At 46.6% G+C, this 15,366-nt stretch carries 12 protein-coding genes and 1 riboswitch; all 12 genes read left to right on the top strand.

Annotated elements, in window-relative coordinates; translation table 11 throughout:
- Positions 1-2,556, top strand: a complete 2,556-nt coding sequence (gene xdh, locus B5Y67_RS09165) for a selenium-dependent xanthine dehydrogenase (protein ID WP_088226149.1) — start codon at positions 1-3, stop codon at positions 2,554-2,556.
- A 255-nt stretch (positions 2,557-2,811) separates the two neighbouring features.
- Positions 2,812-3,600: a selenium cofactor biosynthesis protein YqeC gene (yqeC, locus tag B5Y67_RS09170; protein WP_242975914.1), complete on the top strand. Its 789-nt coding sequence runs from the start codon at positions 2,812-2,814 to the stop codon at positions 3,598-3,600.
- A complete protein-coding gene (locus tag B5Y67_RS09175; RefSeq protein WP_088226150.1) occupies positions 3,582-4,262 on the top strand; it encodes an NTP transferase domain-containing protein in 681 nt (226 codons plus the stop codon). The genes yqeC and B5Y67_RS09175 overlap by 19 nt, the downstream gene beginning before the upstream one ends.
- 41 nt (positions 4,263-4,303) lie before the next feature.
- Entirely contained in the window at positions 4,304-5,152 is an 849-nt protein-coding gene (yqeB, locus tag B5Y67_RS09180) for a selenium-dependent molybdenum cofactor biosynthesis protein YqeB (protein WP_088226151.1), read from the top strand.
- Between the two features lie 80 nt (positions 5,153-5,232).
- Positions 5,233-5,332: riboswitch (purine riboswitch) on the top strand.
- A 66-nt stretch (positions 5,333-5,398) separates the two neighbouring features.
- Positions 5,399-6,241 carry an FAD binding domain-containing protein gene (locus B5Y67_RS09185; RefSeq protein ID WP_088226152.1) on the top strand — a complete coding sequence of 281 codons (843 nt, stop codon included), beginning with the start codon at positions 5,399-5,401 and terminating at the stop codon, positions 6,239-6,241.
- Positions 6,238-6,705: a (2Fe-2S)-binding protein gene (locus tag B5Y67_RS09190; protein ID WP_088226153.1), complete on the top strand. Its 468-nt coding sequence runs from the start codon at positions 6,238-6,240 to the stop codon at positions 6,703-6,705. Before B5Y67_RS09185 ends, B5Y67_RS09190 begins: the two co-directional genes overlap by 4 nt.
- Positions 6,702-7,967: a molybdopterin cofactor-binding domain-containing protein gene (locus B5Y67_RS26185; RefSeq protein ID WP_088226154.1), complete on the top strand. Its 1,266-nt coding sequence runs from the start codon at positions 6,702-6,704 to the stop codon at positions 7,965-7,967. The genes B5Y67_RS09190 and B5Y67_RS26185 overlap by 4 nt, the downstream gene beginning before the upstream one ends.
- On the top strand, positions 7,964-8,965 hold the full coding sequence (locus tag B5Y67_RS26190; protein WP_088226155.1) for a molybdopterin cofactor-binding domain-containing protein: 1,002 nt from the start codon (positions 7,964-7,966) through the stop codon (positions 8,963-8,965). The genes B5Y67_RS26185 and B5Y67_RS26190 overlap by 4 nt, the downstream gene beginning before the upstream one ends.
- An 84-nt stretch (positions 8,966-9,049) precedes the next feature.
- Complete coding sequence (locus B5Y67_RS09205) at positions 9,050-10,411, top strand: NCS2 family permease (protein ID WP_088226156.1); 1,362 nt, start codon at positions 9,050-9,052, stop codon at positions 10,409-10,411.
- A 113-nt stretch (positions 10,412-10,524) separates the two neighbouring features.
- On the top strand, positions 10,525-11,856 hold the full coding sequence (locus B5Y67_RS09210) for a 5'-deoxyadenosine deaminase (protein ID WP_088226157.1): 1,332 nt from the start codon (positions 10,525-10,527) through the stop codon (positions 11,854-11,856).
- A gap of 68 nt (positions 11,857-11,924) precedes the next feature.
- On the top strand, positions 11,925-13,649 hold the full coding sequence (gene ade / locus B5Y67_RS09215; protein WP_088226158.1) for an adenine deaminase: 1,725 nt from the start codon (positions 11,925-11,927) through the stop codon (positions 13,647-13,649).
- Positions 13,650-13,855: 206 nt separating this feature from the next.
- Positions 13,856-15,211: a sodium-dependent transporter gene (locus B5Y67_RS09220; protein ID WP_242975915.1), complete on the top strand. Its 1,356-nt coding sequence runs from the start codon at positions 13,856-13,858 to the stop codon at positions 15,209-15,211.
- The last annotated feature ends 155 nt before the right edge of the window (positions 15,212-15,366 follow it).

Here is a 15,366-nt window from a genome sequence, read left to right on the forward strand (position 1 = left end):
ATGTTTAAGATTAATGTCAATGGAACAGAGTATTCTTGCCAGGATGATATGAACCTTATGGAATATTTAAGGGACGTATTACACATCACATCCTTGAAAAACGGCTGCGGTGAAGGAACATGCGGTGCCTGTACTGTACTTGTTGATGACAAGAAAGTGCGCGCTTGTACGCAAACATTGGCTAAAGCAGCAGGGAAAAAAGTCTTAACAGTAGATGGGTTGTCCGAACGGGAAAAGGAAGCCTATACCTGGGCCTTCGCCGAAGCAGGTGCTGTCCAGTGCGGATTCTGTATTCCCGGAATGGTCATAAGTGCCAAAGCTTTAATTGACAAGTCTCCCAATCCGACCTCCAAAGAGATCAAAGAGGCAATCCGAGGCAATATTTGCCGCTGTACCGGATATGTCAAAATTGAACAAGGAATTATGTTAGCAGCTAAGGTACTGCGCGGTGAACTTCAGCCTAATGCGGTAAATATCACCGGAGCTGGAGTGGGGACGAGCATTCAGCGTTTGGATGCTCGGGAAAAGGTTCTGGGAACCGGCGAATATGTGGATGATTTATTTATTAATGATATGCTTCATGCTGCAGTTTTGCGCACAACTTATCCCCGTGCCTTGGTTAAAGGGATCGATACCTCCGCAGCACGTGTTTATCCCGGTGTCGAGGCAGTTTTGACAGCAGAAGATATTCCTGGGGTTAATGAACACGGGCATATATTTCATGATTGGCCGACTCTGATTCCTGTCGGGCAAGAAACCCGTTACGTTGGGGACGCTATTGCTTTGGTTGCAGCGCAGACAAAGAAGCAAGCCCGCGAGGCATTGGCTTTAATCAAGGTTGATTATGAAGAGCTTAAACCCGTTCTCAGCCCGACGGAGGCTTTAGCAGAGGAAGCTCCGAAAATTCATACTCAAGGAAATCTGTTAAGCACCACTAAAATTAAGCGGGGTAATGTTGAGGAAGCGCTGGCAAAATCTGCTTATGTGGTAACTCAGCGTTATTCGACGCCGCCTACGGAACATGCTTATATGGAACCGGAAAGTGCTTTGGCGATCCCGCAGGACGATGGAGGAATTTTAGTCTATGTCGGAGACCAAAGCGTTTATGACGATCAACATGGAATAATGGGGATTTTGGGGCTTCCTGCGGAAAAAGTTCGGGTCATCAGTAAGCTTGTGGGCGGGGGCTTTGGGGGTAAAGAGGATTTAAGCGTTCAGCATCATGCGGCTCTTTTGGCTTACATCACTCAAAAACCCGTAAAACTTACTCTTTCGCGTAAGGAGAGCATTTTAGTTCATCCAAAACGACATGCTATGGAATTAGAGGTTACAACCGGGTGTGATGCAGAGGGAAGACTGACAGCTTTGACAGCAAAGATCGTAGCTGATACAGGAGCTTATGCTTCCTTGGGGACCGCCGTTTTGCAGAGAGCCTGTACTCATGTGGCCGGCCCATATCAAATTGCCAATGTCGACATTACCGGACTTTGTGTCTATACCAATAATCCTCCTGCCGGAGCCTTCAGAGGCTTTGGAGTTCCGCAGGCGGCGTTTGCCTCGGAAACAAATCTTGATCTTTTGGCTGAAAAAGTTGGTGTTTCTCCTTGGGAAATTCGTTACCGCAATGCCTTGGAGCCCGGAATGATTAATCCGACAGGTCAGATTACCGATGAGGGAACGGCTGTTAAAGAAACACTCCTGGCGGTTCGTGAGGTGTACGAGTCCAATCCTTATGCAGGGATTGCTACTGTCATGAAAAATACGGGTATTGGTGTCGGCTTGCCGGATACGGGTCGGGTAAAACTGCAAGTCCGAGACGGAAAAGTAGTGGTGCTCACCAGCGCCGCCTGTATCGGGCAGGGATTGGTCACTGTGGCGACCCAGATCGTGAACGAGGCTACCGGCCTGCCTCTGGAACGGATCACTTTCGGCGCCCCCGATACCTTTCTGACTCCTGATTCGGGAACTACCACAGCCTCGCGTCAAACTTTGTTCACTGGAGAGGCTATTCGCCAGGCATCCTTGAAACTTCAGCATGAGTTATACAAATCGTCTCTGGAAGAGCTGGAGGGCATGGAGTTCTACGGAGAATATTTTGGAAAGACGGACCCCATCAATTCCGATAAACAAAATCCGGTCAGCCATGTTGCCTACAGCTATGCTACTCAAGTGGTGATTCTCAATGAGCAGGGCCTCGTGAAAAAGGTTATTGCGGCTCATGATGTGGGGCGGGCCATCAATCCTAAGGCTGTAGAAGGGCAAATTGAAGGCGGTGTCGTCATGGGGCTGGGTTACGCGTTAAAAGAAGATTTCCCCTTGCAAAATGGCGTTCCAACCGCAAAATTCGGTACTTTAGGGTTATTGAGATCGACAGATGTCCCGGAAATTGAGACCATCATTATTGAAAAGAATACTTCTCCCTTGGCCTATGGAGCTAAAGGTATCGGAGAAATTTCTTCTATTCCGACGGCCCCTGCTGTTGCCTCAGCCTATCATAAGTTTGACAGCAAGGTGCGCTGCACGCTTCCACTGCGTGAGACGCCCTATAAGAAATAAGATAAAGAGGCCGGCGCCGAGTGTCTATTCAAGCCGTTCCTGACTTCAAAGACGCCCGGCGTCCATGTTTAACGACAGATTACGTTTGCCCTTTGGTTAGAAAAAGGATAAAGTTTATAATTTTTGATAGAAACAATTAAAATGGTCTTGATATTGCCTCATAAAAAGGTTAATCTCAAACAGGTGCAGGTAATGAATATGGTGGAATTTAACAATAATTCTCGAACAAAATGGACAAGAGGAAGTCTCTGGGAAATGACGAAGTACGCACAAGTCATTACCTTGATCGGGGCAGGCGGCAAAACTACTTGCCTCCAGGCCCTGACCCAAGAAATACAAGCTGCAGGATATCCGGTGATTGCCACAACCACGACGAAAGTGTATCCGGATAACCAAGTACGGCCATGGCGTCATGCCAATCCTCCGCCCTTTGAGTCTCATGGTGTTTATTTTTGGTATGCTGGCGAAGAACAAGGCAGCGGAAAATGGCTGGGAAATTCTCCGTCCACAGTCGATAAAGCGGTCTTGGGGGAATGCCGGCGTTACTGGATTGTTGAAGGTGATGGGGCACGGGAGCGCCGTCTAAAGTGTTGGGCGTCCCATGAACCTCAAATTCCCCTGGGTTCAGATTGCGGAGTTTTGGTTTTGGATGGCAGACTGTGGGGGCAGGAGTTGAAAGACGAGGATATCCATCGACCAGAATATTGTCCTTATTTGGTCCATCAGCAGTTCACTGAGGAAAACGCCTGGCGATATTTTAAGAAGTCCCCGGTATTTTACCCTCAGTATCAACATCTAGCGTGGGTTATCTTCCTTAATATCCCTCAGCGGCCTGTTCACGGACATCCTATACAAGCGGAGTCTTCTGAGAGAGCGTATTTCTCTGATTTAAGGGCCCCCGAACCTGAAGTTCTGCTCGATGCTCTTTACCGCAAGGGGACGGAAGAGGTGCACTCTAAAGGATTGAAGGTAAAGCCAAGAAGCTTTAGACTGGCTGCAGGTGATGCTAAAGGGGGGAAGCTGCAATGGTTCGACTTGTGGTAATGGCGGCTGGGCAAGCAACTCGCATGGGACGGGATAAACTGGCGTTACCTTACATAAATACTACTGTCCTCGGGCATGTCATCCATACCATTTTAGAAGGGATTATACTGCAGCAAAAGTTATCACAGAACTTATCTCGGGATTTATCCCGCGAATTATCTCAAGATTTGCCTAAAGGATTAATAGAAATTCATGTGGTTACGCGACGGCCTCCGGAAGACTATCTGACTAAGGATACGCTTCTTTCTTTTCAAGAAATGGGGGGGAAGTGGTTTCAAGTCCCCCAAGCAATTCCTCTTTCGGAAACTCTTCGGATTGGGCTAAGGGATTTACAGAAAACTACTCTGATGGTGGGCTTTTTACCCGGGGATCAGGTTGGCATTACCTCTCAAGGACTGGCAGGATGTTTTGAACAGGCCCTGAGAGAGGCTCCGGACTTTTTAGTGCCGGTCTCTCAGACAGGAGTCGGTTCTCCGGTCTTTTTCCACCGCCGCTATGTTTCGGAACTCCGTGAGCTGCAAGGGGAAGAAGGGGGAAGGAAGGTTTTATACCGTTATCCTGAACGTTGGGCTCGGCAGCGAGTAAAAGAAACCTTCCTGCAGGATGTGGATACACCTGAAGAGTATCAGGCCTGGATGGACTATATTCAAAAGAAAGATTAAAACTCCATTTAATTAAAGACTATGGTAAGGAGAATCGCGTTATGGATAAGAAACTTAAGCTGAATGGACCCGTCGTCTTAGTTCGCGGAGCCGGAGAGCAAGCTACAGGGGTCGGATGGTCTTTGGCCAAAGCGGGATTCCGAGTCGTCATGACGGAAGTCCCCAAGCCCTTAATGGTTCGCTGGCCGGTATGTTTTGGCACGGCTGTTGTGAAGGGCAATTGGCAAGTTGAAGGAATTGCGGCGAATCTCGTTTCTGAAGCAGAGACGTGCGCTAGTGTTTGGGAAGATGGTGCTATTCCAATTTTGATCGATCCCGAGCTTCAGTGTTTAGCAAGATTGAAGCCGACTTTCTTAGTTGATGCCATTCTGGCGAAACGGAACATAGGGACACGTCGGGATATGGCACTATTGACTATAGGCTTAGGTCCTGGCTTTACGGCTGGTGATGATGTGGACCTGGTCATAGAAACGAACCGAGGACATGACTTGGGCAGGTTAATCTACACAGGTCCGGCCCAGCCGAATACGGGAATTCCGGGCAATATTGCCGGATATACCAAAGAACGCGTCGTTTATTCCCAACAGGCAGGAGTCTTTCGGGTCAAACGAAATATCGGCGAGAAGGTTCAGGCGGGAGAATGTTTGGGGATTATTGATGACGGACTTAGTTCCCAGGAGATAGCATCCTCTATTGACGGAGTTTTACGAGGACTACTGCTGGACGGAACACCGGTAGATGCTGCGGTCAAAGTAGGCGATATTGATCCTCGAGGGAAGAACGAGTATTGTTATACGATTTCTGAAAAGGCCCGTGCTATTGGTGCAGCAGTCCTGCTTGGAATTATAGAGAGTAATCGGTTGAATCCTCTTAGTCTGAAAGCGGAATAGCAATAATAATTTGGGCTTTTAATAAATTACAAGTAGGAATTTTACCGAGCCTGACGAATAGATAGTATAGTAAGAAAAAAATGAATAGTTCTGCTCAAACTCATATATCCTTGATAATCGGATCAAGGGTGTCTACGAGGCAACCGTAATTGCTTCTCTATGAGCCATGATGGTTTATGGAGAAACAATTACGGTTGCTTTTTTGTGGACTATTTTTATCGGGCTCTAAGCAAGGGAGGACATTCCATGAAGTATTATCAACCGCAAAGTGTCAATGAAGCCATAGAAATAGCACATTCATCTCAAGGAATGTTTTTGGCCGGAGGAACGGATCTGGTACTTCAAATGCAGAAACGTAAGATCCAACCCAAGGCGTTGATTGACCTTGGCAGAATTCCGGAACTTCGAGATATCAAGGAAACGAAAGAGTATATAGAAATCGGCAGCATGGCAACCTTCTCTGATATGGGACAGAATCAATTAATTGCAGAGAAGGCAGCTTCTCTCTGGTTAGCTTGCCAGACGATGGGTTCGCCGCAGATTCGCAATCAGGCGACCATTGGCGGAAATCTCGGAAACTGTTCTCCAGCGGCCGATGGCTTGCCTCCTCTCTTAGCCTTAGGGGCTGAAGCCGTTTTAATTTCCGGCGAAGGAGAGAAGCAGATGCCTCTTGCTGACTTATTAGAGCAGACGCCGTTACTTTCTCCAGGTACTCTGATTGTCGGATTTAAAATACCTAAAATTTATCAGTTGAGTGGATTTGCCAAACTAGGCCGACGTGAAGCCTTAGCCATTGCTCGCTTAAGTGTTGCTGTGGCTCTGGAACTTGATGGTTCAAAGGCAGGAAAGGTCCGGGTCGCGTTAGGTGCCGTCGGCAGACGCGCTTTTCTTAGTGACTCGCTGGCTCAAGCTTTAAGCCAGCGGGAGTTTAATGAATCATGGCTGGAACTGGGGATTAGTCAAGTTCAAGGTGTTGTCCGCGCTGCTTTGGGAGACAGAGCATCAGCTCCTTATAAACGGGTTGCCGTGGCCGGTGTTTTTCGTGAAGCGATTGCTTCTTTGAGGCAGCAAGGAGGTTTGGATAAATGATAACGATTGAATTTAGCGTTAACGATAAAACCTATGTTTTAGAGGTCGATCCGAGAGAACGATTGCTGGATGTGCTGCGCAATCGCTTGGGCTTGATGGGGACAAAGGAAGGATGCGGAGAAGGAGAATGCGGAGCCTGCACCGTGATTTTAGACGGAAAAACCGTCAACTCCTGTCTCATTCTGGCAGGCCAAGTCCATAACTCCGTGATTACGACGATTGAGGGTGTCGGGAATCGTCAGAGCCCCCATCCTGTTCAAAAGGCTTTTGTGGAAGTTGGCGCCGTACAATGTGGTTTTTGTACTCCGGGGATGGTTCTTTCTGCGAAAAATTTACTGGACAAGAATCCTCATCCCAGCGACGAGGAAATCGGAGTTGCTTTATCTGGAAACCTCTGCCGCTGTACGGGCTATGATAAGATTCTGCGCGCTGTCAAGCTGGCTGCTGAGGAGGGAAAACAATGAAAACTGATGTAGTAGGTTCTCGAGTCCTGCGCGAAGATTCTTGGGGAAAGGTTTTTGGTCAGACGAAGTTTCCGGCAGATGTCAACCTTCCCAACCAACTATACGGAGTTGTTGTACGCAGTCCTCATCCTCATGCTCGGATTCTGAGTATTAACAGCGAAGAAGCCATGAAGCTCGCAGGTGTTGCAGCTGTTCTGACGGCTAAAGATGTGCCCCATAATTCTCATGGTGTATTGTTCAGGGATCAGCCGGTTATCGCCGACTATGTCCGTATGGTAGGGGACCCGGTTGCCGTTGTGGGAGCAGAAACCATGGAGATCGCCCGTGAGGCAGCGGAGCGAATCAGGGTTGACTATGAAATTTTACCGCCTATCTTTGACCCTGAGGAGGCCATGAAGCCGGAGGTTCCGTCTCTCCACCCGGAGCTTCAGCCTACTAATGTTCTATATCACCTGCCTATTCGCCGGGGATCGCTGGAGGAAGGCTGGGTCAAGTCAGATGTTGTCGTCGAACAAGTCTATAAAACACCGCATGTGGATCATGCTTTTCTCCAACCGGAGGCGGTTCTCGCTTACTTGGACGAACGGGGGCATATGGTGGTTCAGACTGCTACGCAATATGCCCACTATGATCGCGGAGAAATTGCTCATGCCCTAGGGTTTCGTTACAGCCAGGTGCAAGTAAAGACTTTGGCTGTCGGTGGTGCTTTCGGCGGACGGGAAGATATCTCTCTGCAAATTATTGCGGCCTTACTGGCTTTGAAGACTCAGAGAGCCGTCAAAATGGAGAATACTCGGGAAGAATCTTTTTATTCCCACAGCAAACGTCATCCGATGACCATGTATTACAAGACAGGAGCTGCCAGGGATGGCAAGCTTGTAGCCCTGCAGGCTAAGATTATTGGTGATGCAGGGGCGTATGCTTCCTGGAGCGTCAATGTTTTGCGCAAATCTGCTGTTCATGCTACAGGGCCCTATGCAATACCCAATGTTGAGATAGACAGTTTTGCAGTATTTACGAATAATCCCTTTACCGGTGCGATGCGGGGCTTCGGTGCGGCTCAAACGGTACTGGCCTATGAGAGCCAGATGGATCTTTTAGCTAAGAAGTTGGGAATATCACCTTTAGAAATTCGATTGCGCAATTGTTTCCAAGTGGGAAGCATCACGGCAACGGGACAAGAGCTGACAAGCAGTGTTCCTCTGGATCAATGTTTAGCCAAGATCGCCCCATATTTTCGAAGTGAGGTGGAAACTCTATGAAAAAGCGGGGAATAGGTTTGGGCTGCGCCTGGTATGGGACCGGGTACGGCAATGGCTTTCCGGATGTTTCAAGTGCTTTTGTGGAAATTCATGACGATGGTTCGGCTACGGTCCTGACTGGGGCCGTGGATGTGGGGCAGGGCAGCAGTTCGATTTTTGCGCAAATTGCCGCTGAAGAACTAGGCCTGAGAGCAGAAGATATTTGTGTTAATACGGCAGATACAGATGTAACTCCCGATTCAGGGACTACTGCTGCAACCCGTCAAACGTATAATACCGGCAATGCGGTCCTCAAAGCGGTTCGTCAGGCGAAGTCTCGCTTACTGACCTTTGCCGCCCGTGAATTTTCCTGTCCCACACCGGAGGGTATAGAGCTTAAGGCAGGATATATCGGAGTCAAGGGTGATCCGTCCCGACGGATGATTCTGGGGTATATGGTTTTTAAAGCCCGTTTAAATGGGGAGCGCTTTATCAGCGCGGAAAGTTCGACAGCCCGTTCGACTCCCGTGGATCTGACGAGCGGACAGGGGGCGCCTTACTGGCCCTATTCCTTTGGCTGTCAGGCGGCGGAAGTGGAAGTAGATACGGAAACAGGCAAGGTGAAAGTTCTTAAAGTTATCGCCGTTCATGATGTGGGAAAGGCCTTAAATCCTACCCAAGTCGAAGGGCAAATTGCAGGCGGAGTGACGCAGGGTATCGGTTATGCTCTTCTGGAAGAACTTGAGTTACAAAAGGGAATGATTAAAAATCCGGCATTTTCCAGTTATCTGATTCCCACGGCACTGGATGTGCCTAAAATAGAAGCATACTTTGTCGAAGAAGCTGAAGAGAGCGGCCCTTATGGCGCCAAGGGCCTCGGTGAACCTGCGATGCTTCCGACGGTTGCTGCTGTTATCAATGCAATCGATGATGCTGTGGGGGTAAGGATCACTGCGTTACCAGCGACACCGGAAAAGATCCTGCAGGCACTAGCAGAAAAAAAGGAGGAATTGGGGTAAACTATAAAAATACTGTGCTTTATGTTTTGGCATCAAGGTCAGTCAGAATGAGGCATTAAATGTCGATTTTAGGGAGGGCTGCTCATGTCAAGCGTGTCAAAGAATTCTACGCCTCCAGCCAATCATGGTTTTCTCGATAGCTATTTTCACCTATCCGAATTGGGAACCAATGTGCGGACCGAAATTCTAGCCGGAGTGACAACCTTTGTCACTATGGCCTATATCCTTTTCGTTAATCCGAATATTTTAAAAGACGCGGGAATGCCCATGAATGCAACCTTTGCTGCTACGGCGATTGCTGCTGCTGTCGCAACCTTAATCATGGGTGTGTATGCTAACTATCCAATCGCTATGGCTCCCGGGATGGGGCTTAATGCATTTTTCACCTATTCAGTCGTCATCAACATGCATCTTCCCTGGCAAACTGCTCTCGGGGCGGTCTTTATTTCCGGATTAATTTTCTTTCTCTTAACCGTTACAAAAGTCCGGGAATGGATTATGGAAGGAGTTCCTACGGTTTTACGCCTTTCTATCGGCGTCGGTATTGGGCTGTTTATCGCGTTTATTGGGCTGCAAGATGGCGGTCTTGTCACAGCCAATAAGGATACTCTGGTTCAATTAGGCAATATGAAGTCTCCCAGTGTCCTTGTGACTGTATTCGGCTTAATTGTGACCGGATTTTTTATGGCTAAACGGATTAAAGGCGGTTTATTGTACGGAATTTTCCTGACTACAATTTTCAGTATGTTTATGGGCGTTAAGCAGTTTCCAACGGGCATATCGAGTTTTGTTGCCTTCTCCAATCCTTTCCATGCTGTAGCACCGATTATGGGTAAACTTGATCTTAAAGGTGTATTTAATTATGGTTTAATCTCAATTCTCTTTGCCTTTACGTTTGTCGATTTATTTGATAATATAGGGACCTTACTGGGGATTTCCCGCAAAGCTGGTCTTTTGGATGAAAACGGCAATCTGCCAAGAGTCGGCAGAGCTTTGATGTCCGATTCGATAGGTACAATGTTTGGTTCTATTATGGGAACTCCAACGGTAACGTCCTATATTGAAAGTACGGCAGGCGTAGCTGAGGGCGGCAAAAGTGGTTTAACTGCAGTAACCGTTGCAGTTCTTTTCGTTTTCGCCATTATCTTTGCTCCCCTTGTTGGTTTAATCCCAAGTCAAGCAACAGCACCTGTTCTTATTTTGGTAGGTGTCTTGATGATGGGCGAAGTAGTTCATATCAATTTTGAAGATTTTACAGATGCTTTCCCGGCCTTTATCACCATCGTCATGATGCCTTTAACTTATTCTATTGCCCAAGGCTTGGCATTTGGGTTCATGTCTTATACCATTATTAAATTAATTACCGGAAGACACAAAGAAAACAATGCTGTAACCTATATCTTAACTATCTTATTTATCATTCACTTTATCCTTGGTGGGGGTTAATAAGTCACGGGTATTAAGGAGAGATGTGTATGAAACGTTAAGAACATCTCTCCTGATTCCTAGGTTTTTACGTGAATAATACTCTTTCGGAAGAGGAAAAGGTGGAATTTAGTATGCGTATACTTTTTAAAAACGCGACCATTGTGACCATGAATGCTCGGCGTGAGGTTATCAAGGGCGATCTGTTAGTGGATGGCTCAAGGATTGCAGCGGTTGGGGAGGTTAAGGAACCTTCTGCAGATCAAGTGATTGATTTGGATGGTGACTTGCTCATTCCCGGTTTAATTCAAACTCATATCCATCTCTGCCAGACCTTGTTTCGGGGGCAGGCTGATGATTTGGAACTTTTGGACTGGCTTAAACTTAGAATTTGGCCCTTGGAAGGCGGACATGATCCGGAATCGATCTACGATTCCGCATTGCTGGGAATTGGCGAACTCTTTTTAGGCGGAACGACAACCATAGTCGATATGGAAACAGTGCATCATACAGAACATGCTTTTGAAGCCATTCTTTCAAGCGGGTTAAGGGCTCTGGCCGGGAAAGTCATGATGGATGACCCTAGCGGGGATGTACCTCTTTCCTTGCAGGAAACAACAGAGGCTTCTCTACAAGAAAGTGTAGATTTATTTGAGAAATTTAACGGACAAGGAAACGGACGTCTGGAAGTTGCCTTTACGCCTCGCTTTGTTGTTTCTTGTACCGATACCTTATTAAAAGAAGTTTCACGGTTGGCGCGGGAAAAGAATGCTTTCGTGCATACCCATGCTTCTGAAAACCGGGGCGAAATTCAAGTTGTGGAAAGTACTCGGGGAATGCGCAATGTTGTGTATTTGGATAAGGTCGGCTTGACAGGCCCGAAACTTATTCTTGCCCATTGCATTTGGCTGGATGAGGCTGAAAAAGATATCCTGATTCGCAGCAAAACGCGAATTTCACATTGCCCGTCATCAAATCTGAAATTGGCCTCGGGGATAGCTGCCATTCCAGAACTCCTGGAGCGAGGTGCTGAAGTCTCTCTCAGTTCCGATGGAGCCCCCTGCAGCAATAATCTGGATGGATTTCGAGAAATGCGCCACGCAGCCTTAATGCAAAAGCCCTTACATGGTCCAACTGCAATGCCGGCTCAAAAAGTATTTGAACTGGCAACTATTGCGGGAGCACGTGCTCTGGGACGCGAAGGAGATCTTGGGAGTCTGGAGGTCGGAAAAAAAGCTGATTTGGCAGTTGTCAGCCTTCAGGGACTGCATACCTGGCCCAACCAACATGTGGACGTATACTCTCAGTTAGTTTATCAGGCTTATCCCTCGGATGTTCGTCTCACGATGGTGGATGGACAAATCGTCATGAAAGACCGCCAGTTGTTGACAATTGACGTCCCTGAACTTAAGAAAAGCGCAACTCAAAGCTTGAATCGAGTCATGAAACAAGTAGGAATGATTTGAGAAGGCGTCTCCAACAGAGAAGGAGAATTCCTTATCTCTTAGCGCTTTTCTGGAAGGAGGAGTGAATGATGTCCAGCTTTAGGCAAAGAATGGATGAGTCGAGAGGGTTAGCGCGCCTAGATCTTATCTTGAAAAGGGCGAGGCTTGTTAATGTTTTTTCAGGCGAAATCCATGAAACAGATATCGGTATCCATGAGGGAATGTTTGTTGGCATTGGAACTTATGAGGATGCGGAAAGAGTCCTGGATTTAGGCGGTGATTACGTCGTTCCTGGTCTTATTGATGGACATGTCCATATAGAAAGCTCACATCTTTGCCCTGAAGAATTTTGCTCTCTTCTTCTTACCCACGGTGTAACGACCGCTGTTGTTGACCCCCATGAAATCGCCAATGTCTTAGGTGTTCAAGGAATTCGCTATATCTTGGATAGTATTGAAGATTTGCCCTTCAATGCTTTTGTAGCTCTTCCTTCCTGTGTTCCGGCAACAGAATTAGAAACATCCGGGGCCCGCCTTAGGGCGGCTGATCTCAAGGAGTTTTTAGATCATCCAAGAGTAATCGGACTTGGAGAAGTCATGGATTATCCGGGAGTTTTGGCAGCCAAAGAAGAGATGGTGGCAAAATTGGAACTTCCCCTGAGGTTTAAAGATGGTCATGCACCCGGAATATCTCCCCAGGATCTTAATGCCTATTATCGAGCAGGAATTCATACGGAACATGAGTGTTCTACCGTTGAAGAGGCCAGAGAACGGCTGCGCCGAGGGTTTTATGTGATGCTGAGAGAAGGGAGCGCCGCTAAAAATCTCCGCGATCTTTTGCCCGCTGTGACGCCGGAGAACTCAGGCCAATGCTTGTTAGTAACCGATGATCGGCATCCCAGGGATTTAATTCAAGAAGGTTCAATTGATCATTTAGTCCGCTTGGCGATTCAAGAGGGAGTAAATCCTGTTCGGGTAATCCAGATGGCTACTATTAATACTGCTCGGGCCATAGGGCTTTCAAGGCTGGGAGCAGTGGCACCGGGATTTCAGGCTGATTTTGTGATTTTAAAAGACCTTAATCGGTTTGAGATCGAAGAAGTATATTGGCGGGGAAAACGTCAAAGTCGCAGAGGTGAGCGCCCTCGCTTGGCAAAATCCAGCATCAAAGGCTTGACGGGGAGTGTTCATCTGGGCAATAGGTCTCTCGATCAACTTAATGTGAAAATTGATTCTAAAGGATTACATTCTGCAAGAGTACGTGTCATTGGAGTTCAGGGGCATTCGCTCATAACTTCAGAACTTGTGCGAGAATTGCCGATAATTAATCATTGTATCTCTGCCGACCCTGCTCAAAAGATAGCCAAAATCGCCGTTCTGGAGCGTCATCATAAGACGGGGAATGTGGGCATCGGCTTTGTAGAGGGGTTAGGCCTGACCAAAGGAGCTATCGCTTCCACAGTTGCCCATGATTCACATAATCTCGTCGTCGTGGGAATGAGTGATGAAGAAATGAACCTGGCTATTGAAACCTGCGTTGAGATGGGGGGCGGCCTTTGTCTGATAGAGGGCGAGCAAGTGATTGGCAAACTTCCGCTGCCGATCGCCGGATTAATGTCTGATCAAGACGCCTATTCTATTGCTCGGACTTTAAGCGAAATTCATGAACAAGCCCATAGTTTAGGCGTTTTTGAAACCATTGATCCCTTTATGACCCTGGCTTTTTTGTCTCTTCCGGTAATACCTGAATTAAAACTGACAGATTTGGGATTGGTCGATGCAGCTAAATTTCAATTAACCAGCCTTTTGGTTTGAGCGACACCAATTAATGCGGCAACACTGGAAAAAACAGCGGTCTATGCTTACCGAGATGGTTTTGGTTCTAGGACCAAAAATATCCCGAGTGAGCATAATTTTTTTTCGGATGTATCAATATCCCAATAGCATGTTGTAGAATTGAAGGATTCTGAGAATAATATGTCGAATAGACGAATTTTGACCAAAGAATGGAGGGTGAATTTTTGAAACAAGAGTCGCATGTTAAAAGAGAGGGTTTTTCAAGTAGTATTGGTGTCATTGCAGCTGTATTAGGCTCAGCCGTTGGTTTGGGGAATATATGGAAGTTCCCCTATGTAACCGGAGCGAATGGGGGAGCTGCCTTTATTCTCGTATATCTCCTGTGCTTAGCACTGGTCGGCTTGCCTGTAATGTTATCAGAGCATCTCATTGGACGGGCTACAAAATCCAATGCCGTCGCTGCTTTTAAGAAACTTGAGCCAAGACGGCCCTGGTTTTTAGTTGGCGGAGCCGGGGTAGTCAGCGCTTTCTTGATTATGGCTTTCTATACAACGGTGTCGGGCTGGGTTTATGCGTATATTTTTAAATCTGCCAGTGGTGCACTTTTGACGAATAAACCACAGGAAACAACTCAAGTCTTTAACTCTTTGGTTTCAGGAGTCAGCGAGCCCTTATTTTGGCAAGTAGTTGTTCTCATAGTGATTGGAATTATTATTATGGCAGGAGTTACAAAAGGTATTGAAAGAGTAACGAAATTTTTGATGCCTATGCTTTTTATCCTGCTCATTATTATCGATATCAGATCCTTAACCTTGCCGGGAGCTTCTGCCGGATTATCCTTCTTGTTCAAACCGGACTTTTCCAAAATTACAGTCAGTGCCATATTGGCAGCTTTAGGATTAGCATTCTTTAAGCTGAGTGTTGGCATGGGAGCTATGATTACTTATGGCAGTTATGTTGATAATCGGGAAGACTTGCCAAAGATGGCAGTTAAAGTTGCTCTTTCCGATACCTTAGTTTCCTTAATGGCTGGAATTGCTATTTTTCCGGCAGTATTTGCCTTTGGCTTTAAACCGGATGCTGGTCCCAGGTTATTATTTATCATTATTCCGACTGTCTTTAATTCCATGCCTTTAGGCAGAATCTTTATGGTCTTATTCTTTTTATTAACTGCTTTTGCCGCAACCGGTGCAATGTTGTCTCTATTAGAAGTTCCTATAGCCTATTTGACGGAAGAGTATCAATGGTCTCGCCGCAAAGCAACGCTATTAACAATTATTGGGATTGGGCTGCTTGGCTCAACGGCCACTTTGTCAAATAGCTTGTTATCACATGTTTTGTTGTTTGGTAAGACATTTTTTGATTTCTTTGATTTTGCGACTTCAAATGTGCTTCTTCCCCTGGGAGGAATCTTTATTGCCTTGTTTGTCGGTTGGCAATGGAGCTTTGCTAGTGTCAAACGAGAGATGACCAATGAAGGCCAATTAGCTAATGAAGGCTTGTTTAATGTCTACATGTTTTTAGTGAGGTTCGTAGTCCCCATTGCGATTACCATTGTTCTGGTAACAGGTTTAGTTTAAATTTCATTTATGTCTATACTGAATTTCCCAGAAAGTAATAGGACTAATGGGAAAATTATATTTAGATTTATCAACAAAAGAGGTTATTTCGCATATTTTGACGAACTAAAAAATTCAGGGGTGATATCACACTAAATTTGGATAGGGTGAGTAGA

Origin of the sequence: Desulfosporosinus sp. FKB (genome assembly GCF_002196705.1) — a bacterium.
Taxonomy (GTDB): Bacteria; Bacillota; Desulfitobacteriia; order Desulfitobacteriales; family Desulfitobacteriaceae; genus Desulfosporosinus.